Origin of the sequence: Hydrogenophilus thermoluteolus, from assembly GCF_003574215.1 — a bacterium.
GTDB lineage: Bacteria > Pseudomonadota > Gammaproteobacteria > Burkholderiales > Rhodocyclaceae > Hydrogenophilus > Hydrogenophilus thermoluteolus.
Genome location: NZ_AP018558.1, coordinates 220,001 through 239,693, shown reverse-complemented (window position 1 = coordinate 239,693; position 19,693 = coordinate 220,001). Strand labels below are relative to the sequence as shown.

General features: G+C 62.7%; 17 protein-coding genes and 2 rRNA genes (1 of these 19 only partly in view). 6 read left to right on the top strand and 13 right to left on the bottom strand.

The genetic code is table 11. The features are described 5' to 3' along the window. Positions 1–18 precede the first annotated feature (18 nt). From HPTL_RS01090 to HPTL_RS01070, 5 genes are read left to right on the top strand one after another with little or no spacing between them, the layout of a single operon-like run. The gene (locus HPTL_RS01090; RefSeq protein ID WP_119334319.1) at positions 19–558 is read left to right on the top strand and encodes a DNA-deoxyinosine glycosylase; all 540 of its coding nucleotides are present in this window, start codon (positions 19–21) and stop codon (positions 556–558) included. A 32-nt stretch (positions 559–590) separates the two neighbouring features. Further along, positions 591–2,279: a glutamine--tRNA ligase/YqeY domain fusion protein gene (locus tag HPTL_RS01085; protein WP_119334318.1), complete on the top strand. Its 1,689-nt coding sequence runs from the start codon at positions 591–593 to the stop codon at positions 2,277–2,279. 45 nt (positions 2,280–2,324) lie between these two features. Further along, positions 2,325–3,653 carry a nitronate monooxygenase gene (locus tag HPTL_RS01080; protein ID WP_119334317.1) on the top strand — a complete coding sequence of 443 codons (1,329 nt, stop codon included), beginning with the start codon at positions 2,325–2,327 and terminating at the stop codon, positions 3,651–3,653. A gap of 3 nt (positions 3,654–3,656) precedes the next feature. Then, the gene (gene ruvB, locus HPTL_RS01075) at positions 3,657–4,727 is read left to right on the top strand and encodes a Holliday junction branch migration DNA helicase RuvB (protein ID WP_119334316.1); all 1,071 of its coding nucleotides are present in this window, start codon (positions 3,657–3,659) and stop codon (positions 4,725–4,727) included. A 6-nt stretch (positions 4,728–4,733) separates the two neighbouring features. Beyond that, positions 4,734–5,126, top strand: a complete 393-nt coding sequence (locus HPTL_RS01070; protein WP_119334315.1) for a hypothetical protein — start codon at positions 4,734–4,736, stop codon at positions 5,124–5,126. On the opposite strand, the gene HPTL_RS01065 is transcribed toward HPTL_RS01070, so the two are convergent. The 10 genes from HPTL_RS01065 to HPTL_RS01020 all read right to left on the bottom strand — a co-directional run bounded on the left by HPTL_RS01065 (position 5,069) and on the right by HPTL_RS01020 (position 16,333). Beyond that, positions 5,069–6,769: a putative bifunctional diguanylate cyclase/phosphodiesterase gene (locus HPTL_RS01065; RefSeq protein ID WP_119334314.1), complete on the bottom strand. Its 1,701-nt coding sequence runs from the start codon at positions 6,767–6,769 to the stop codon at positions 5,069–5,071. The genes HPTL_RS01070 and HPTL_RS01065 overlap by 58 nt on opposite strands. A 9-nt stretch (positions 6,770–6,778) precedes the next feature. Further along, positions 6,779–7,858: an aromatic ring-hydroxylating oxygenase subunit alpha gene (locus HPTL_RS01060; protein WP_119334313.1), complete on the bottom strand. Its 1,080-nt coding sequence runs from the start codon at positions 7,856–7,858 to the stop codon at positions 6,779–6,781. A gap of 87 nt (positions 7,859–7,945) precedes the next feature. Next, entirely contained in the window at positions 7,946–9,136 is a 1,191-nt protein-coding gene (locus HPTL_RS01055; protein WP_119334312.1) for a class I SAM-dependent rRNA methyltransferase, read from the bottom strand. Then, positions 9,108–10,172: a tyrosine recombinase XerC gene (locus HPTL_RS01050; protein WP_197713725.1), complete on the bottom strand. Its 1,065-nt coding sequence runs from the start codon at positions 10,170–10,172 to the stop codon at positions 9,108–9,110. The genes HPTL_RS01055 and HPTL_RS01050 overlap by 29 nt, the downstream gene beginning before the upstream one ends. Further along, positions 10,150–10,845 (bottom strand): DUF484 family protein, encoded by a 696-nt coding sequence (locus tag HPTL_RS01045; protein ID WP_170141233.1) that lies wholly within the window; start codon positions 10,843–10,845, stop codon positions 10,150–10,152. The genes HPTL_RS01050 and HPTL_RS01045 overlap by 23 nt, the downstream gene beginning before the upstream one ends. Before the next feature lie 33 nt (positions 10,846–10,878). Beyond that, complete coding sequence (dapF, locus tag HPTL_RS01040) at positions 10,879–11,799, bottom strand: diaminopimelate epimerase (RefSeq protein WP_119336012.1); 921 nt, start codon at positions 11,797–11,799, stop codon at positions 10,879–10,881. 33 nt (positions 11,800–11,832) lie between these two features. After that, entirely contained in the window at positions 11,833–13,077 is a 1,245-nt protein-coding gene (gene glcF / locus HPTL_RS01035) for a glycolate oxidase subunit GlcF (protein WP_119334310.1), read from the bottom strand. 3 nt (positions 13,078–13,080) lie between these two features. Then, positions 13,081–14,163: a glycolate oxidase subunit GlcE gene (gene glcE / locus HPTL_RS01030; protein ID WP_119334309.1), complete on the bottom strand. Its 1,083-nt coding sequence runs from the start codon at positions 14,161–14,163 to the stop codon at positions 13,081–13,083. Positions 14,164–14,179: 16 nt separating this feature from the next. Beyond that, positions 14,180–15,691 (bottom strand): FAD-linked oxidase C-terminal domain-containing protein, encoded by a 1,512-nt coding sequence (locus tag HPTL_RS01025; protein ID WP_119334308.1) that lies wholly within the window; start codon positions 15,689–15,691, stop codon positions 14,180–14,182. 30 nt (positions 15,692–15,721) lie between these two features. Then, on the bottom strand, positions 15,722–16,333 hold the full coding sequence (locus HPTL_RS01020; protein ID WP_119334307.1) for a TetR/AcrR family transcriptional regulator: 612 nt from the start codon (positions 16,331–16,333) through the stop codon (positions 15,722–15,724). A 98-nt stretch (positions 16,334–16,431) separates the two neighbouring features. On the opposite strand from HPTL_RS01020, the gene HPTL_RS01015 reads away from it, so the two are divergent. Beyond that, positions 16,432–17,022, top strand: a complete 591-nt coding sequence (locus HPTL_RS01015; RefSeq protein WP_119334306.1) for a carboxymuconolactone decarboxylase family protein — start codon at positions 16,432–16,434, stop codon at positions 17,020–17,022. On the opposite strand, the gene HPTL_RS01010 is transcribed toward HPTL_RS01015, so the two are convergent. The 3 genes from HPTL_RS01010 to HPTL_RS01000 all read right to left on the bottom strand — a co-directional run. Then, positions 16,994–17,251 (bottom strand): hypothetical protein, encoded by a 258-nt coding sequence (locus HPTL_RS01010; protein ID WP_197713724.1) that lies wholly within the window; start codon positions 17,249–17,251, stop codon positions 16,994–16,996. The genes HPTL_RS01015 and HPTL_RS01010 overlap by 29 nt on opposite strands. A gap of 167 nt (positions 17,252–17,418) precedes the next feature. Beyond that, positions 17,419–17,533, bottom strand: a 5S ribosomal RNA gene (gene rrf, locus HPTL_RS01005). A 98-nt stretch (positions 17,534–17,631) separates the two neighbouring features. Further along, positions 17,632–19,693 (bottom strand): 23S ribosomal RNA (locus HPTL_RS01000) (it continues 812 nt past the right edge of the window).

Sequence of the window (19,693 nt, the reverse complement as noted above, 5' to 3'; positions counted from 1 at the left end):
ACCGCCGCCTCATTTGTCATGACCGAGCAACCGGCAACTCCGCGTGGATTTCCTCCGCTCCTCGGGGAATCGCCCCATACCTTGGTGTTGGGGTCGTTCCCCAGTGTCGCGTCGCTCGCTGCCCAGCAGTATTACGCCCACCCGCGCAATGCGTTTTGGCCGATCATGGGAATGCTCCTGGGCTTCGACGCGACACTGCCCTACCCGGAACGCACCCGCGCCTTGACCGCGTGCGGCATCGCACTCTGGGACGTGATCGCCTCGTGCCACCGTCCCGGCAGCCGCGACGATGCGATCGTCGGGCCAAGCGTCGTACCCAACGACATCGTGGGGTTACTGGTCGCCACGCCCACGATCACCCGCATCGTCACCAACGGCACCACCGCGGAACGACTCTTTCGTCGGCATGTCTGGCGCGCCCTCCCGCTTGCGCTTCGTTCGCGGCTCCAGGTATGTCCGGCGCCCTCGACGTCACCGGCACACGCCACCCGCACCGTCGCCGAAAAAACCGCGCTGTGGCGCGTCGCGCTCGGCCTTTCGGGCGCCCACGCGGTGTAGAATAGCAAGATCGAGGCCACGCTGCAGATCCCATGGACGCAACGCTTCCCAGTAACTTCATCCGCAACGAAATCGAAGCCGATTTGGCCGCAGGGCGCTACCAAACGGTCGTCACCCGTTTTCCACCGGAACCGAACGGCTATCTCCATTTGGGTCACGCCAAATCGATCATCCTCAACTTCGAAATGGCCAAAGCGTTCGGTGGCCGTTGCCATCTGCGGTTCGACGACACCAACCCGGAAAAAGAGAGCGAAGCGTTTGCCCGTTCGATCGAAGAGGCAGTGGCGTGGCTCGGTTACGATTGGGGCGAGCACCGCTATTACGCCTCCGACACTTTCGAAACGATGTACCGCTGCGCCGAGGTGCTGATCGAACGCGGGCTTGCGTACGTCGATTCGCAAAGCGCGGAAGCGATTCGTGCGCAGCGCGGCACACTCACCGAACCGGGCCAAGAAAGCCCTTTTCGCAACCGTCCGCGTGAAGAGAGTCTTGCGCTCTTTCGCCGGATGCGCGCGGGCGAATTCCCGAACGGTGCGCATGTAGTGCGCGCGAAAATCGACATGGCCCACCCCAACCTCAACTTGCGCGACCCGGTGATCTACCGCATCCGCCACGTCCCCCACTATCGCACCGGTACCGCGTGGTGTATCTATCCCACGTACACGTTCGCCCACCCGATCGAAGACGCGATCGAAGGCGTCACCCATTCGCTCTGCACGCTCGAATTCGAAGACCAGCGCCCTTTCTACGAGTGGCTCCTCGAAGCGCTTGCCGACGCCGGCCTCTTTTCGCGGCCGTTACCGCGGCAGATCGAGTTTGCCCGCCTCAACCTCGAATACACGGTCCTTTCGAAACGCAAACTGATCGAACTCGTCGCGCAAGGCGTCGTGACCGGCTGGGACGACCCGCGGATGCCGACGCTTGCCGGTGCGCGACGCCGCGGCTATTGCCCGGAAGGCTTTCGCCTCTTCGTCGAGCGCACCGGCATCGCCAAAGCAGAGAGTTGGATCGACTACGCAGTCTTTGAAGAGGCGCAGCGCGACGCGTTGAACGAGATCGCACCCCGCCGCATCGCAATCCTCGAACCGCTCGAGCTCGTGCTCACCAATTTCCCGCCTGAAGCGGTCGAATGGTGTGTTGCCCCAAACCATCCCCAAAAACCGGAGTGGGGGACCCGCCCGTTACCATTCACCCAGCGGCTGTGGATCGAACGCAGTGACTTCATGGAAGTGCCCGTAAAAGGGTTCAAACGGCTCTCTCCGGGGGCCGAAGTGCGGCTCCGCTACGGCTTCGTGATCCGCTGCACGGGCTGCGAAAAAGACGCGAACGGCCGCGTGACCCGCGTCTTTGCCGAATACTACCCCGATTCCAAGAGCGGCACGCCGGGCGCCGACGCGTACAAACCCAAAGGGGCGATCCACTGGCTCTGCGCGAAGCACGCGGTGGCGGCAGAGGCGCGCCTCTACGACCGGCTCTTCACCCAACCGATACCCGGCGCGCCGGGGCCAGACGGCACCCCCCGTTCGTTTCTCGACGACCTCAATCCCAACGCTTTGACCACCGTCACGGTCTTCGTCGAACCGCAAGCCGCGGCGGCACCACCGGAGACACGTTTTCAATTCGAACGGCACGGCTACTTTGTCACGGATCGCTTCGACCACCGTCCGGATGCACCGGTATTCAACCGAACGGTTGCCCTCAAAAGCGGCTGGAAGCGGTAAACTGAACCGACACGACGAGCCAACACCAAGGGAGCAGCACAGAGCATGACCACACGACGCGCACTCGACGACTTCCGCCTGCGGTTCGGTGACCATGGCCCGGAAGTGGTGCCGCTCATGCTGGGCGGCATGGGGGTAGACATCTCCAACACCGATCTTGCGCTCGAAGTCGCCCGGCTCGGCGGCATCGGCCATATCTCCGACGCGATGGTACCCACGGTCACCGACCGCCGTTACGAAACCGAATTCACCAAAGCAAAGCTCAAAAAGTACAAATACAACGTCAAAAACAGCGACAAATCGGTGGTGAAATTCGACCTGGGGATGGTGCGCGAAGCGCAGAAACTCCACGTCGAAAAGACGATGGCGCGCAAAACGGGTGCGGGGATGGTGTTCATCAACTGCATGGAAAAACTCACCATGGGCGCGCCGAAAGAGACGCTCAAGGTGCGGCTCGAAGCAGCGCTCGACGCCGGAATCGACGGGATCACCCTCTCCGCCGGGCTGCATCTCGGAAGTTTTGCGCTCATCGAAGACCATCCCCGTTTTCGCGACGCCAAGCTCGGGATCATCGTCTCCTCGGTACGGGCCCTCGCGCTCTTTCTCAAGAAAAACAGCCGCACCGGGCGGCTTCCCGACTATGTCGTCGTCGAAGGGCCTCTGGCGGGCGGTCACCTCGGTTTCGGCCTCGATTGGGCCCAGTACGACCTCAAGACGATCACCGCCGAAGTGTTGCGCTACCTGGCCGAAAACCACCTCTCGATCCCGGTGATCCCCGCTGGCGGCATCTTCACGGGCACCGACGCGGTCGAATACTTGGAAATGGGCGCCGCTGCGGTGCAAGTCGCAACCCGGTTCACCGTCACCAAAGAGTGCGGTCTTCCCGACGACGTCAAACAAGAATACTTCAAAGCCAACGAAGAAGACGTCGTGGTCAATACGATCTCGCCCACCGGATACCCGATGCGGATGCTCAAATCGAGCCCCGCGATCGGCAGCGGCATTCGCCCCAACTGCGAATCGTACGGCTACCTGCTCGACGCGAACGGCCATTGCGCCTATATCGACGCGTACAACCGCGCCGTGGAAACCACGCCACCGGGAGATAAGCTCCACGTCTGGGACAAGACGTGCCTGTGCACCCACATGCGCAACTTCAAAGTATGGACGTGCGGTCATTACGTCTACCGCCTCAAGGACACCACCCGCCGCTACCCGGACGGCACCTATCAACTCCTCACCGCCGAGCACGTTTTCAAAGACTATCAATACAGTACCGAGCACCAAATCCGTTTGCCGGATCCCGAACCACAACCGCCGCAAAAGGCGAAAGGACGCGCGGCGGCACCGGAAACGCTTGCCGACGACGTCTGAGCGATGAACGAGCGGCTGATCGCCCCCCAACCGCTGGCAGGCGACGAGCGCTTCGAACGGGCCCTGCGGCCCAAGTGGTTGCGCGACTACACCGGGCAACGAAAGGCCCGCGAGCAGCTCGCGATCTTCATCGAAGCGGCGCGGCAACGCAACGATGCGCTCGATCACGTCTTGCTCTTTGGCCCACCTGGCCTTGGGAAAACGACGCTGGCGCACATCATCGCCGAAGAGCTCGGCGTGGGGTTTCACCAAACCTCCGGCCCGGTGCTCGAACGCGCAGGGGACCTCGCCGCGATCCTCACCACATTGCAACCCCGTGACGTGCTCTTCATCGACGAAATCCACCGCCTCGCTCCCGTGGTGGAGGAGATCCTCTACCCGGCGATGGAGGACTACCAGATCGATATCGTGATCGGGGAAGGACCCGCCGCGCGCTCGATCAAGCTCGACGTCGCCCCCTTTACGCTCGTGGGCGCGACCACCCGCGCCGGGATGCTCACCAACCCGCTGCGCGACCGCTTCGGGATCGTCGCGCGGCTCGAATTCTATAGCGCCGAAGAGCTGCAGCAGATCGTGCTCCGCTCGGCGCGGCTCCTGCAGGTAACGATCGACGACGCCGGAGCGCTCGAAATCGCTCGCCGTGCCCGCGGGACCCCACGCATCGCGAACCGGTTACTGCGGCGCGTTCGCGACTTTGCCCAAGTCAAAGCCAACGGCACGATCACCGCTGCGATCGCGCACGAGGCCTTGACCCTTCTGGATGTCGATCCGCTGGGGCTCGACGTGATGGACCGAAAGCTCCTCACCGCGATCATCGAACGCTTCGACGGCGGCCCGGTCGGCTTGGAAAACGTCGCCGCGGCAATCGGTGAAGCCCCCGACACGATCGAAGACGTGATCGAACCCTACTTGATCCAACAGGGCTACCTGCAGCGCACCCCCCGCGGCCGCGTCGCCACCGCGGCGGTCTATCGCCATTTCGGGCTGACCCCGCCCTCAGGACGTGGAGAGGCCAACGCACCCCTCCAGCCCACGCTTTTTCCCGTTTCAGACGAGCTTGGCCGATTACCGTGAGCGACTATGCGCACGTTTCTGGCGCTCGCTTGGCTCTTTACCTTGTTCACCGGTGGGTACCTGCTGCTCTTTGCGCCGTCGTTCGAAATGCCGGACCGGCTCGCGCCGGGATGCGGCTGGCTCCTGACGCCGCTCTTGGCGCGCGTGGCAGGTAGCGCGCTGTTACTCCTTGCCGTTGCAGGGTGGCGGATGATCCGCCGTGCCCGCGCCGATGCGCTACACACCGCTCCGCCGCATTGGCATCGCGTGCAGTTTGCGCTCGTTGCCGGGAGTTTCACACTGCTCCTTGCCGTCTCAGCGTTCGCGCCATACGGGCCGCTCACCGCGTGGCAAGGAACGGTTCACTGTCCACAGAGCAGCATCGCCAACGCCTGGTCCGAAGTCACGGGACGTGAATAGAGATACCCCTGCCCCCAGCGCGCCCCCAACGCCTTCACCTGCGCGTGTTGCGCTTCGGTCTCGACCCCTTCGCACACGACGTCGAGCCCCAGCGCATGCGCCAAATCGACCACCCCCCGGACGAAATCGTACCCGCGCTGAGTATCGATCACCGCGACAAAGCTGCGGTCGATCTTGATCGCCTGCGCGGGGATCTGGTAGAGGCACGAAAGGGACGAAAAACCGGTACCGAAGTCATCGAGCATCACCTGTAACCCAACGCCCCGTAACCGGGAAAGAATCGCGAGCGTTTTCTCACCCTGGTCGAGTACCGCCGACTCGGTGATCTCCACCTTCACCGTTTCGGGCGGTACGCCACACTTCGTGACCGCAGCCAGCAACCACTCGACAAAACCGGGCGCACACAGCTGCCGCGGCGAAACATTCACGGCGATCGTAAGGGTCGCCCGACCCAGTGCCTCATGCCAGGTGCGCAGCGTAGCGAGCGCCTTTTCGATCACCTGTTTGCCGATCGCGTCGATCAGCCCACTCGTTTCGGCAACCTCGAGGAACGCGGCTGGCGGCAACACACCGCGCCGCGGATGGCACCAGCGCACCAACGCCTCGAACCCCACCACGGCGCGCGTTTCCAGGTCGACGATCGGCTGGTAATAGGGCTCGAACGCATCCTGTTCGATCGCGGCACGCAATTCGGCTTCCGTTTCGAACTGTTGCTGTACCGTGAGATGAAGCGCCGGGTCGGAGATCACCGTCGCTGCACCCCCCTGACGCTTCGCTTCGCGCATCGCCAGCTGCGCTTCCGACAGGATCGCTTCGCTCGAAAGAGACGTTTCCCCAGACAATGCCGACTGATCGACCACCGCGACACCGGCGGAAAAGCCCCAAGAAAGCTCGTGGTTGCCGACGCGAAACGGCACCGCCACCTGCTCCCGCCACCGCTGCACCACGCGCAGGGGCGCCGCGACATCGCGGACATCTTCCAGCAACACGCAGAATTCGTCGCCCCCAACCCGTGACACCAAGTCGGTAGGCCGGACATTGCGCTGGAGGCGATGCGCCACTTCAGTGAGCAGCAAATCACCCGCCCAGTAACCGAAGCGGTGGTTCACCAAATGAAAGCGGTCGAGCCCAAGACTCACCACGGCAAAACGCGCGGACGGGTTGCGTCGCAGGCGCTGCAGCCCATGATCGACCCGCTGCAAAAAGAGCGAAAGTGCCGGCAACCCGGTCAACCGATCGGTCAGTTCGGGGGAAAGTCGCGCCGCGTTGTCGAGGTTGACGCCCACTTCGTGCGCCGAGAGCACCAACCACCCTTCGGAGCCCGCTTGGATCACCGACCAGGCCAGGCCAACGAAGCGTTCGTCGCCGCAGCGCAACCGCGCAGAAAAGCGCACCGTCTCGCCCTGTTCACGCGCCTCCTGCAACCGTGCCGCCACGGCTGAGCGGTCCGCGTCGAAGAGCAGAGCCGTGAACGGCTGTCCCAATACCCCGCGTTCGTCAACGCCGATGAGCGCCAGCAGCCCGGCGCTTGCCGCAGTAATGCGGTTTTCCGCGTCCAACGTCAGCGCCAGATTGTCCGGTAACGAAAAAAATGCCGCGAGCGTTTGGTGTTGCTGCGCGGCATCGATACCAAAGATGATCACCTTCGGCCTCTACTCCTTGAGATGTTCCGCCATCACCCGCCGATAGAACGCGTGGAAGTGCGGCATCCCGTCTTCGTACGGCGACTGATAGGGCCCCACTTCGTTGCGTCCCTCTTGCCACAACACCTTCCGACCCCGGTCCATCCGTTCGGCAATCTCGTCGTCCTCTACCGCCGTCTCCATGTAGGCAGCCTGTTCGGCTTCGACGAATTCGCGCTCGAATTCGACGATCGCTTCGGGGTAGTAGAACTCGACCAAATTCAACGTCTTGTCAACGCCCTGCGGCCAGAGCGTACTCACCACCAGCGAATGGGGGTACCACTCCACCATCACGTTGGGGTAGTACATCAACCAAATCGCCCCATCCTTTGGCAGTTGCCCATTATAGTGGGCCAACACCGCCTGGTGCCACTTTTCGTAGGTTGGAGAACCCGCACGCGCCAGTGAAGTGATCCCCACCCGTTGGACCGAATACCACTTGCCGAACTGCCACTCGAGCTGGTCGCAATCGACGAAATTCCCCAGCCCCGGGTGGAACGGCACCACATGGTAATCCTCGAGATAGACCTCGACGAACGTCTTCCAGTTGTAATGGCATTCGTGCGCCACCACCCGATCGAGCTTGTACCCGGAAAAGTCGAACCGGTCCGCGAACTGCGGCTTCATATCGGCCAAATCGGCGCGCACGTCGCGCGGCCCGCGGAACAACAGCCCGTGCCAATTCTGCACCGCCTCGCGCGTCAAATTGAGGCACGGATTCTCCGGGAAATGGGGCGCGCCGATCAACTTCCCATCGAGCGCGTAACTCCACCGGTGCAACGGACAGACGATCTGTTCGGTTTTGCCACTACCGCGCAGCATGATCGCTTGGCGATGGCGGCAGATATTGGAAAGCAGATGCACCCCGTCGCGGTCACGCACGAGCGCCATCCCTTCGTCGAACTGCTCGAGCGCCCGGTAGCACCCCACCTCCGGCACCATCAGTTCGTGCCCGAGGTACCCCGGCCCGTTTTTGAACAGCACCTCGAGCTCTTTCTGGTAGAGCGCCTCGTCGAAATACCAGGAAACCGGAAATTGCAGCTGCCCCATCACAGACCTCCGCGCAAACGTTCCAGAAAAGCGGGCGATCGTACCACAAAACGCCAGACAATGCTTTGATCTGGCACAAAAAACCGGTCAGTCGAGCCGCACCAGCAACCCTTTGAGATATTCGCCCTCTGGCGCACCCAGACCGATCGGGTGGTCCGCCCCCGCACTCAAGCGGGCAACGATCTGGCCACTGCGACGGTTCTCTGCCGCGCACGTTGCGATGAGCGCCTGAAACTCCTCGACGCCGATCCCGCCGGAACAGGAATAGGTCATCAAGTACCCGCCGGGACGCACCAGACGCATCCCAAAGAGGTTGATATCCCGATACGCGCGCTTCGCTTTGGGCACGTGCGCTGCCGACGGCGCGAATTTCGGCGGATCCAGGATCACCAAGTCGAACTGCTCGCCTGCCTGCAGCCATTCCCGCAGCCCCGAAAAGACGTCCGCTTCGAGCACACGGGAACGATCCGTCGGCAGTGCGGCGTTGAGCGCCAGGTTTTTTTTCAACCACGTGAGCGCAGGCGCGCTGGAGTCGACCGACCAGACCTCTTGTGCCCCCCCTTTGAGCGCGTGCAACGAAAACCCCCCGGTATAACAGAAGGTGTTGAGCACCCGCAGGCCACTTGCGAGCTGTTGCACCAGACGCCGGTTTTCGCGCTGATCGAGATAAAACCCCGTCTTGTGCCCGCCTGCGATATCGACGGCAAAACGCACCCCATACTCGTCGATCGACACCGTCTCGGGCAGCGTACCCCAGAGTAACCCCACACGGGGCGCCAGCCCCTCGCGCTGGCGTACCTCAGAATCTGAGCGCTCATACACCGCACACAAATCGGGACAGGCGCGAACGAGCGCCTCGACGATCACGTCACGCCAACGCTCCGCCCCCGCAAAGGTGATCTGCAAGACCGCGACAGACCCATAGCGGTCGACGATCACACCGGGCAGACCGTCGGCCTCGCCATGCACCAAGCGCACCCCGCTTTGGCCCGCCAATGTCGGATAACGTGCGCGCCAAGCAACGGCTTGCGCCACCTGGCGACGGAAAAACGCGTGATCCACCGGTTGATCCGGATCGAAACGCCAGATGCGCGCCCGAATGCCAGAAGTGAATGAAATGCCTGCGCGGGCGAGCGGCGTACCATCGTGCGCACAGACGCGCACCGTGCCACCGTTTTCGACGCGCCCCACCACTTTGGCGACGCTTTGGGCAAAGATCCAAGGGTGGCGCGCCTTGACGGCGCGCTCTTTACCCGGTTTCAGAATCAGATCGGCCATGGGGCGATTCTACCGCGCTTTCGCGCCCTCCGCGCCGTGCGCGTGGGTGTGCGGCGTCGTAAATCCGCGCCAGATGCTGCACGTCCAGTTTCGTGTAGATCTGGGTGCTCGCCAACGACGCGTGGCCAAGCAGCTCTTGCACTGCGCGCAGATCGCCGCTCGACTGCAACAAGTGGCTCGCAAAACTGTGGCGCAACATGTGGGGATGCAGCCGCTGCCCCACGCCGAGCCGTTCCGACCAGTAGGCCAACCGCGACGCCACCCCTTGCGGTGACAGACGCCGTCCACGGTCGGAGACGAAGAGCGCTTGCTCATCGGCGGCTGCCAACCCGGGACGGACGCGCAACCACTCCCGCACCGCGTCGCGCGCCATTCGGCCCACCGGAACCCACCGCCGTTTGCGACGCTTGCCCAACACCACGATCCGTCCGGCCGCCCAGTCGCACTCGGGGTCGTCGTAATCGAGCGCAACCAACTCGCCCACCCGCAAGCCGCACCCATAGAGGAGCTCGAACAGCGCACGGTCACGTGCCCAGAGGGCTTCCGCGCGTATGCCGTCCGGTTGCTGTGGCGCACGCGGCGGACGGGCCGCGCTCAGTGCGTCGAGAAAGCGCACTGCTTCATCCACGGGCAACGCTTTCGGCAAGAGGCGATCGCTTTTCGGTGGCCGAACCCCAACGGTGGGATCGACCGCCAAATGGCCATGCGTACATGCCCAGCGGTAAAAAGCGCGCCACGCCGACAAGCGCCGCGCCAGCGACCGGGGCGCCAACCCCGCTTCGTGCGCCGTGCCGATCGCTTTGCGGACCGCAGCAGGGGTCACCTCGCCAAGCGCCCCGTTGCAGAGCGCCACGAGGTGCGCGATCTCCCGCGCGTACGCCGCATGCGTGTACGCTGAAACGCGGCGCACGACCGCAAGATAGTCCAACCACGCCGCGATAAGCGGCGGCACACCGTCCAACGCGCCCGGCGCTGCGCCCGTCCGCGGCGTTACCTGCCCGACGCGCCCATCGTCACAAATCGAACGTCGCGCCACCTGCCCCCCGTGCTGCGTCCTCTGTTCGCCCCGCTCCTTGGACCCGTGCCCACGCGGCGCGGATCCCCGCCCGGACCTGCTCCAAGAAAAGGACACCGTTGCGTTCGTCGAAATAGTCCGAGGCCGTGTGCGCAAACAGCAACCAATGCCCCTCTTCGATCACCAAAAGCGCCGCCGACCCGTAAGCATCACCCAACCACGCCGTCAAGGTCGCATCTGGTGGCAACGCCGCAGCGCGTAACGGGCGCAGCCCCAACCACCGCCGCAAGGAGCGTGGCAGCGTCTCACACCAACGCACACACGGAAACGCAAACTCACGCGTCGCCCACGCCAGCACGGTTTCGCGCACCGCCTGCGGGGTCAGCGCGCTGTGCAACGCCACCAGCAGCACGACCACCTGACGCGCCAACCGGTCGTTGGCACGCGCAATCGCTTCCCATTCGGCCAATTGTGCCGCCAAACGGTCGCGTTCGTGGCGCAAACGGGTGGCTTGACGGTGCACCAACGAGATCACATCCGCTGGCGTGCCGTCCGGCAAGCGCAGGGTTGCCAGCCACTCAACTTCCCGCAGGAAAAAAGTAGGATGGTCGGCAAGATAGCGCTTCACTGCGCGCGCAGAAAGCGCAACCCTAGCGGTTACTGCACGCCGCCGCCGCAAACGGGCGTTACGCACACGCCGTGGTCGCTGTCTGCCCATCGCCTGACGTCAACGCGGCTCTGGTGCCACGTCCCATGTGGGGCGTGGCACGAGTTGATCCGGATCGAACGTACCGTGAAAGACCGTCACGGCTGGCCCGGTCATCCACACCGGCTCAGTCTGAGGTGCATGCCCCCCTGCCCACGCAACGGTCAGCGTCCCGCCGCGTGTCTCCACCGTCACGGGACTTTGCAGCAAACCGCGGCGAATTCCAGCTACCACCGCAGCACATGCCCCTGTGCCACAAGCCAACGTTTCGCCGGCGCCGCGTTCGAAAACCCGCAAGCGAATCCGCTGCGGCGTCACCACCTCCATGAACCCGACATTGACCCGCGCCGGAAATGCGGGGTGACGCTCGATCGCTGGCCCCAGCGTCGCAACCGGCGCGGTGCGCACATCCCCGACCACGAGCACCACATGGGGGTTGCCCATCGAGACGACGCTCACCAGCAACCGCTCGTCACCGACCCGCAACGGGGTCACTGCGGGCGCGGCATCAGCTGAACGCAACGTCGCCCACGCCTCGGCAGACTCCGGGTCTGCCGCCTGCGGCACGAACGGAATTTCCGACGGCAAAAAACGCGGTGGCCCCATATCGACCGTCACCGAACCGTCGTCGTTGAGCCGCGGCGCGATCACACCGGAACGGGTCAGCACGCGGATCACCCGTTTTTGCGTCAGCCCCGTATCGAAGACGAAACGGGCAAAACAGCGCGCCCCGTTCCCGCACTGTTCGACTTCGCCCCCATCGGCGTTGAAAATCCGGTAGCGAAAATCGACCGTCTCGTCCGGGGGCGGCTCGACCAGCAGGATCTGATCGCACCCGATCCCAAACGCCCGGTCCGCGATCCGTCGCGCCAGATCAGGGGTGAGCGCGATCGCTTGACGCACCGCATCGAGCACGACGAAGTCGTTGCCCAGCCCGTGCATCTTCGTAAACTGCCATTGCGCCACGTCAATCTCCTACGCAGCAGACGGCAACGCCTCGGCGAGCAACTCGACCCAGTGCTTCACCGGCAACGCCGTACCGCTTTGCAGATGGACCAAACAGCCGATATTGGCCGTCGCGATCACCTGCCCTCGCGTTTCCGCCAGCGCTTCTAATTTGTTCGCTTTGAGCGCCGCACTGATTTCGCGTTGCAAGAGGCTGTAGGTGCCGGCCGAACCACAACAGAGGTGAGCGTCGCGCACGGGCGGCACCACCCAACCGGCCTGCGTCAGCAACCGTTCCACCACGCCGCGCACCTTGAGTCCGTGCTGAAGCGTACAGGGCGCATGAAATGCGACCACCCCGCGCGAACCGGGCGGCACCGAACCCAGACGCGCCAACAGATCCGCCTCGAAGCGCGCCACCACCTCGCTGGGGTCCCACACCCGCTCGACGACGAAACGCGCCTTTTCCGCGTACGCGGGGTCGTGCGCCAACAGCGCGGCATAGTCGCGGACGTGCGCTCCACAACCGCTAGCGGTGACCACTACCCCTTCGATTTCGCCTGAATGGAGCTTCGGCCACCACCAATCGATATGACGCCGTGCGCGCGCCAGTGCCTTTTCGTTTTCTCCCAAATGGTGCTCGACTGCGCCGCAACAACCGGCGTCGGGCGCAGGCGTCAGCGTAATCCCCAGCGCGTCGAAAAGCCGGGCGGTTGCCGCGTTGATCCCCGGTTTCAGCGCCGGTTGCACGCAGCCGGTCACGACCCACATACGCCGCGGATGGTCGCGGACCGGCCACGGCCCAGGGGCCTCCTTAGGCGGCACCTGTTGTGCGAGCGTTTTGGGCAGAAGCGGCCGCACCGCTTGACCAACGCGCAGCGCCGCGGTGAAAAGCGGCCGGTTGGTCAGTCCCCATGCCAACGCTTTGCGTACCCACGCTTCTCCCTTTGGCCGGGGCACCTGAGCATCGACCACCGCACGCCCGATGTCGAGCAACCGGTGATAGGTCACTCCAGACGGACAAGTGGTTTCGCACGATCGGCACGTCAAACAGCGATCCAAATGGTGCTGGATCGTGCGCGTTGCCGGCGCCCCTTCGAGCACCATTTTGATCTGGTAGATACGCCCCCGCGGCCCGTCGAGCTCGTCCCCCAACAGCTGGTAGGTGGGACAGGTTGCGGTACAGAATCCGCAATGGACGCATTTGCGCAGAATCGCCTCGGCTTCTGCCGCTTCCGGCAACGCTTGGGCAAATGGCGCGAGATGGGTCTGCATCGCTCAACCCTCCCCGAACGGGCCATCACCGAAGAGGCGATCGGGGTCGAACACGTCGCGCACGCGCGCTTCGATCGCCGCTACCGTTTCAGGCCGCGCGTTCATCCAGCGCGACGCTGCGCCTTGCCACCGCCACGCCCAGCCGCCCAGTTGCGCGGCATACGCGAACCCATCCCAGTCCGGCGGCGCGACCACCCAGCGAATGCCGCCCGTGCCTTCGAACCAGAAACGGGCACCCACCTCGGTGATCGGCGCCGTGGGCGGTACCGCCAAGCGCCACAACACCATGCCGTCGGAAACCGTCCAAAGCGCTTCGTGGTGGTCGCGCACACGCTGCCACAACGCGTCGGCTTCATCGTCTGCCACCGCCTCGCCCCCGAGCTGCACCCCAGCTTCCTCGACCGCCGCTCTTGCGCCACGCAGTTGCACCCAAAGCGTCCCGTCTGCCCACAGCGCTGCCGAAAGCGGCAACGGCTGCCCCGCCCAGCGGTTGAGTTGCCTACTCGCCTCCACAGCCGTCATCGCGAAACGGCGGGTTGCCGATGCCGGTGGCACGGGCGACACCTTGAGCGAAACCGAAAGCAGCACGCCCAGCGTGCCCCACGACCCAACCAAGAGCCGCGACACGTCATACCCGGCGACGTTCTTCATCACTTCGCCGCCAAAACGCAACACACGCCCCCGGCCATCGAGCAACCGAATCCCCAGCACCGCGTCGCGCACCGTTCCGTGCCCAAGGCGGGTCGGGCCGGACAGGCCGCTCGCGACGACACCGCCAATCGTCGTTCCGGCATGAAAACGCGGTGGGGCAAAGGGCAACCACTGATTGCGCTCGGCAAGAAGCGCCTCGACCTCGGCAAGCGGAGTTCCGCCGCGCACCGTCACCACCAATTCGGTGGGTTCGTAGCGCTCGACACCACGTAACGCGCGCGTATCGATCACCAGGGCGTCATCGGGTATCCCACACCACGGCAAGTGCGTTTTGCTCCCGCCGCCGCGGATACGGACGGGTTGGCGCCGTTCGCGTGCCGTATGCAATCGTTCCTGCCACTCAGAGATGATGCGCTGTTGGGTTTCGTCTGTCATACCATGCCCCAGTCACTCAAAAACGGGGAAGCTCGGGAAACGGCAACGCCCCGCCAGAGACGCGCATCTTGCCATACTCGGCACAACGGTGAAGCGTCGGGATCGCTTTTCCCGGATTCAACACACCGTCCGGGTCGAATGCCGCTTTGATCTGGAAAAAGGCCTCGCGCTCTTCAGGCGTGAATTGCACGCACATCTGGTTGATCTTCTCGACTCCGACGCCGTGTTCTCCCGTGATCGTCCCCCCCAGCGCCACCGAGCGTTCGAGAATTTCCGCCCCGAACGCCTCGGCACGCTCCCATTCCCCGGGGACATTGGCATCGAACAGGATCAGCGGGTGCAAATTGCCATCCCCGGCGTGAAAGACATTGAGGCAACGCAATCCGTAGCGTGACTCCATTTCACGTATCGCTTCAAGCATCGCACCGATCGCGCGGCGCGGGATGGTGCCATCCATGCAGTAGTAGTCGGCCGAAATACGTCCGGCCGCGGGAAACGCCGCTTTGCGCCCCGCCCAGAAGCGCAGCCGCTCCGCCTCGTCGCGGGAAACACGGATTTCTGTGGCCCCGTGCGCCTCCAACACCGCTTTCATCCGCGCGATCTCTTCGGCCACCTCGGCTTCGGTCCCATCGGCTTCACACAGCAACAGCGCTTCCGCGTCGGTGGGATACCCCGCGTGGATGAAATCCTCCACCGCCACCGTCGCGCCACGATCCATCATCTCCAGCCCCGCGGGAATGATCCCCGCCGCAATCACCGCCGCAACCGCTTCCCCGGCGGCTCGAACCGAATCGAACGCGGCCAAAAGACACTTCGCCACGACCGGTTTGGGCAAGAGGCGCACGGTGATTTCGGTGACCACCGCAAGCATCCCTTCCGAACCGATCGTCAGCGCCAGAAGGTCATAACCCGGCGCGTCGGGCGCAACACTCCCAAACGCCACGGGTTCGCCACTTGCCGTAAACCCACGCACCGCAAGCACGTTATGGACCGTCAAGCCATACTTCAAACAGTGCACGCCACCCGAGTTTTCGGCAACGTTCCCCCCGATCGTGCACGCGATTTGTGACGATGGGTCGGGCGCATAGTAAAGCCCGTAGGGCGCCACTGCTTCACTGATCGCCAAATTGCGCACGCCTGGCTGCACCCGAGCCGTTCGCGCGACCGGGTCGATCGCCAGAATCCGGTTCAAGCGCGCCAACGAGAGCACCACCCCTTGCGGATGGGGCATCGCCCCACCGGACAACCCCGTGCCCGCGCCGCGTGGCACCACCGGCACCCCCATCTCGTGACACACCTTGAGCACCGCAACCACTTCGTCTTCCGACTGCGGCAGCACTACCGCCAGTGGCTGTGCGCGAAACACCGACAAGCCGTCACATTCGTATGGGATCAACTCTTCAGGGGCACGCAACACCCGATCCGCTGGCAACACCGCGAGCAAGCACGCGCGGAGTTGCTCGGCATCGACTTCGAAATGGCGTTCCGTCTGCGCCCAGGCGCGCGCCCGATCGACAACCGCCTCCATCGTCACCTCCCTCACTTGGGGTATGGCCCATCAGTGGCAAACTGGCCGCGCCACGGTGGGAAGATCACCGCGCCGCAAACGCGCGAAGAGATCCTGCATCACCGCGCCGATCACCGCTTCGTCTTCGCTCAACCGCGCGTAACTGCGCAGCCCCATCAATTGCACCTGCAAATAGTGCGCGGTTCGATCCGGATCGAGTTCGCGGGGAATCTCCCCGTTCGCCTGCGCTTCCCGGAGCAATTCGGCAAAACAGCCCTGCATGCCCTTGAGATGGTTGCGCACCTCGACCACCAACTCGCCCTCTTCGTCGTCGCTCAACTCGAGCAGCGACTTCACCAACAAGCACTGCGGGTTGGGCGCACGGTGTCGCAGCTCCAACACTACGGTCTGGAAATAGCGCTCGATCGCGGTAAGCGGTGAGCCCGTTTCGCCCCGCAAACGACGCAGCAACGTCTGCCCACCCTGGGTATAGTACCGCAACACCTCGCGAAAGAGTCCTTCCTTACTGCCGAATGCGGCATAGATGCTCCCGGGGCGCAAGTCGAGCACCTGTTGCAAATCACGCATCGACGTCCCATGAAAACCGCGCGCCCAAAAAAGGCGCATTGCCTGATCGACGATTTCACTCCGTTCTCGTTTCATAGTCGCTGCTCGATTGTCGTGTTAGGAGATTATCACTTGAACGATCGTTCAAGTGCAAGTATAATGCATGGACCTTCACCACAAACAGGAGCAATGCAATGCAATTTCCCCTCCACACCCCGGAAAGCGCCCCTGAAGCTTCCAAACCGCTCATCGAAAATTCGATCAAAGCATTCGGCGTCCTGCCCGCCTTGCATGCGATCATGGCGGAATCGCCGCAACTCCTCGAGGGCTACCAAAAACTGCACGAACTCTTCTTGGCGAGCTCGCTCACCCCAGAAGAGAAGACCGTCGTGTGGATGACCGTGAATGTGGAGCACGAATGCCACTACTGCGTTCCCGCACACACGATCATCGCGAAGAAGATGGGAATCGCACCCGAAATCATCGACGCGTTGCGCGACGAAACGCCGCTCCCCAACGAACGGCTTGAAGCGTTGCGTGCGATCACCCGCGAACTCCTCCTCAACCGCGGGAACGTCTCACCGGAAACACTGGCGCGCTTCGAAGCCGCGGGTTACGGTCCTCGCCAGCTGCTCGACGTGATTCTTGGGGTCGCGCAAAAAGTAATGAGCAACTTCACCAACCACCTGGCCAATACGCCGCTCAGCCCCGCCTACCAACCCTATGCCTGGGAGCGGCGGGGAAAAGCAGCGACAACTAACGCCGCAACCGCTGCCGAATCTTGACGATCGTTCGCCCCAAAGCCACGTACGTGCGGCGGACGAACCGACGCACGATCGGGAAATCGACTGCCAACAGACTCAACCCCAGCGGTAACATCCAAAAACCGAGAACCGGAAGAAAACCGAGGAGACCGCTGATGATCAGCAGCACGGCGATCGAATGGCGGTACCACTTCCGGTCCGTCGTTTTCAAATAGCGGTAGTACGCAAGGAACCGCGTGCGAAAATCCATTTATGACATGAACTCACGGGTAAATCACACCGCTTCGAATTGTACAAGTTTCCCTGTCTTCAGTTATGCTTAGGGGGTCAGGAAGATCGCCACGTAAACGTCAAGCGCCCATCTTTTGGGATGGGCGTTTGGTGTTTGGGTTTGACTGGTTTGGGTTGTTGGGTTGAGTCTGACGATGACCTACTTTCCCGAGGAGTGTTCCTCAGTATCATCGGCGCTGCCTTGTTTCACGGTCCTGTTCGGGATGGGAAGGCGTGGTGCCAAGGCGCTATGGTCGTCAGACTCGAAGCTGGTGTGACGCTTTGGAACGGCGTGTGGGTTTTAGGTAGGGGGTGCGTTTTGGGTGATGTCTGTGTGGGTTTATGTGGCGTTACGGCCATAGGATCAAGCCGGTCGGGCAATTAGTACGGCTCAGCTCAACGCCTTGCAGCGCTTACACATGCCGCCTATCAACGTGGTGGTCTTCCACGGCCCTGATCGGGAAGTCTCATCTTGGGGCGAGTTTCGCGCTTAGATGCTTTCAGCGCTTATCTCTTCCGCACTTAGCTACCCGGCGGTGCCACTGGCGTGACAACCGGTACACCAGAGGTGCGTCCACTCCGGTCCTCTCGTACTAGGAGCAGCTCCCCTCAAACTTCCTACGCCCACGGCAGATAGGGACCAAACTGTCTCACGACGTTTTAAACCCAGCTCACGTACCTCTTTAAATGGCGAACAGCCATACCCTTGGGACCGACTACAGCCCCAGGATGAGATGAGCCGACATCGAGGTGCCAAACACCGCCGTCGATGTGAACTCTTGGGCGGTATCAGCCTGTTATCCCCAGAGTACCTTTTATCCGTTGAGCGATGGCCCTTCCATGCGGGACCACCGGATCACTAGGACCTGCTTTCGCACCTGCTCGGCTTGTGGGCCTTGCAGTCAAGCACGCTTATGCCCTTGCACGTACAGCGCGATTTCCGACCGCGCCAAGCGTACCTTCGTGCTCCTCCGTTACCTTTTGGGAGGAGACCGCCCCAGTCAAACTGCCTGCCATGCACGGTCCCGGGTGGGGATGCACCCACCGCGGTTAGAACCTCGATGGGGCCAGGGTGGTATTTCAAGGACGGCTCCACCGAAGCTGGCGCCTCGGCTTCTTTGCCTCCCACCTATCCTACACAGGCCACATCAAAGTCCAATGCAAAGCTGCAGTAAAGGTTCATGGGGTCTTTCCGTCTAGCCGCGGGTAGATTGCATCTTCACAACCACTTCAATTTCGCTGAGTCCCAGCAGGAGACAGTGGGGCCACCGTTACGCCATTCGTGCAGGTCGGAACTTACCCGACAAGGAATTTCGCTACCTTAGGACCGTTATAGTTACGGCCGCCGTTTACCGGGGCTTCGATCAGGAGCTTGCACCCCATCACTTAACCTTCCGGCACCGGGCAGGCGTCACACCCTATACGTCGACTTTCGTCTTTGCAGAGTGCTGTGTTTTTAGTAAACAGTCGCAGCCCCCGATTCTCTGCGACCCCCAAGCGCTTCAGGGGCAAGCCCTTACACGCTCAGGGGCACACCTTCTCCCGAAGTTACGGTGTCAATTTGCCGAGTTCCTTCTGCTGGGTTCTCTCAAGCGCCTTGGTGCTTTGACACCAGCCCACCTGTGTCGGTTTGCGGTACGGTCACCTTGCAACTGAAGCTTAGAGGCTTTTCCTGGAAGCTTGGGATCGCGCCTAGCGAAGAACCGAAGCTCTTCGCCCCGTCACCTCTCGTCGTTGCCGGGCGGATTTGCCTACCCAGCCTGACTACCGGCTTAGACCAGGGCGTCCAACACCTGGCGGCGCTACCCTTCTTCGTCCCCCCATCGCATTGCAAGGTGGTACGGGAATATTGACCCGTTTCCCATCGACTACGCCTTTCGGCCTCGCCTTAGGGGCCGACTAACCCGACGCCGATGAACGTTGCGTCGGAAACCTTGGGCTTTCGGCGAAGGGGCTTTTCACCCCTTTTATCGCTACTCATGTCAGCATTCGCACTTCGGATACCTCCAGCGTGCCTCTCGACACACCTTCGCAGGCTTACCGAACGCTCCCCTACCACGCACACATTGCTGTGTGCATCCGCAGCTTCGGCTCGTGGCTTGAGCCCCGTTACATCTTCCGCGCAGAACGACTCGACTAGTGAGCTATTACGCTTTCTTTAAAGGGTGGCTGCTTCTAAGCCAACCTCCTAGCTGTCTTAGCCTTCCCACTTCGTTTCCCACTTAGCCACGCATTGGGGGCCTTAGCTGGCGGTCTGGGTTGTTTCCCTCTCGACACCGGACGTTAGCACCCGGTGTCTGTCTGCCGCACATCGCTTTGCGGTATTCGGAGTTTGCTATCGCGGGGTAGATCGCAGTGACCCCCCCAACGATGACAGTGCTCTACCCCCGCAAGCGTCCATGCGACGCGCTACCTCAATAGC

Bases quoted from the DNA above. Each gene is read 5' to 3' on its own strand.
- HPTL_RS01090 (WP_119334319.1), top strand. From the start codon at position 19: ATGACCGAGCAACCGGCAACTCCGCGTGGATTTCCTCCGCTCCTCGGG.
- HPTL_RS01085 (WP_119334318.1), top strand. From the start codon at position 591: ATGGACGCAACGCTTCCCAGTAACTTCATCCGCAACGAAATCGAAGCC.
- HPTL_RS01080 (WP_119334317.1), top strand. From the start codon at position 2,325: ATGACCACACGACGCGCACTCGACGACTTCCGCCTGCGGTTCGGTGAC.
- ruvB (WP_119334316.1), top strand. From the start codon at position 3,657: ATGAACGAGCGGCTGATCGCCCCCCAACCGCTGGCAGGCGACGAGCGC.
- HPTL_RS01070 (WP_119334315.1), top strand. From the start codon at position 4,734: ATGCGCACGTTTCTGGCGCTCGCTTGGCTCTTTACCTTGTTCACCGGT.
- HPTL_RS01060 (WP_119334313.1), bottom strand. From the start codon at position 7,858: ATGGGGCAGCTGCAATTTCCGGTTTCCTGGTATTTCGACGAGGCGCTC.
- HPTL_RS01055 (WP_119334312.1), bottom strand. From the start codon at position 9,136: ATGGCCGATCTGATTCTGAAACCGGGTAAAGAGCGCGCCGTCAAGGCG.
- dapF (WP_119336012.1), bottom strand. From the start codon at position 11,799: ATGCACGGGCTGGGCAACGACTTCGTCGTGCTCGATGCGGTGCGTCAA.
- glcF (WP_119334310.1), bottom strand. From the start codon at position 13,077: ATGCAGACCCATCTCGCGCCATTTGCCCAAGCGTTGCCGGAAGCGGCA.
- glcE (WP_119334309.1), bottom strand. From the start codon at position 14,163: ATGACAGACGAAACCCAACAGCGCATCATCTCTGAGTGGCAGGAACGA.
- HPTL_RS01025 (WP_119334308.1), bottom strand. From the start codon at position 15,691: ATGGAGGCGGTTGTCGATCGGGCGCGCGCCTGGGCGCAGACGGAACGC.
- HPTL_RS01020 (WP_119334307.1), bottom strand. From the start codon at position 16,333: ATGAAACGAGAACGGAGTGAAATCGTCGATCAGGCAATGCGCCTTTTT.
- HPTL_RS01015 (WP_119334306.1), top strand. From the start codon at position 16,432: ATGCAATTTCCCCTCCACACCCCGGAAAGCGCCCCTGAAGCTTCCAAA.
- HPTL_RS01010 (WP_197713724.1), bottom strand. From the start codon at position 17,251: ATGGATTTTCGCACGCGGTTCCTTGCGTACTACCGCTATTTGAAAACG.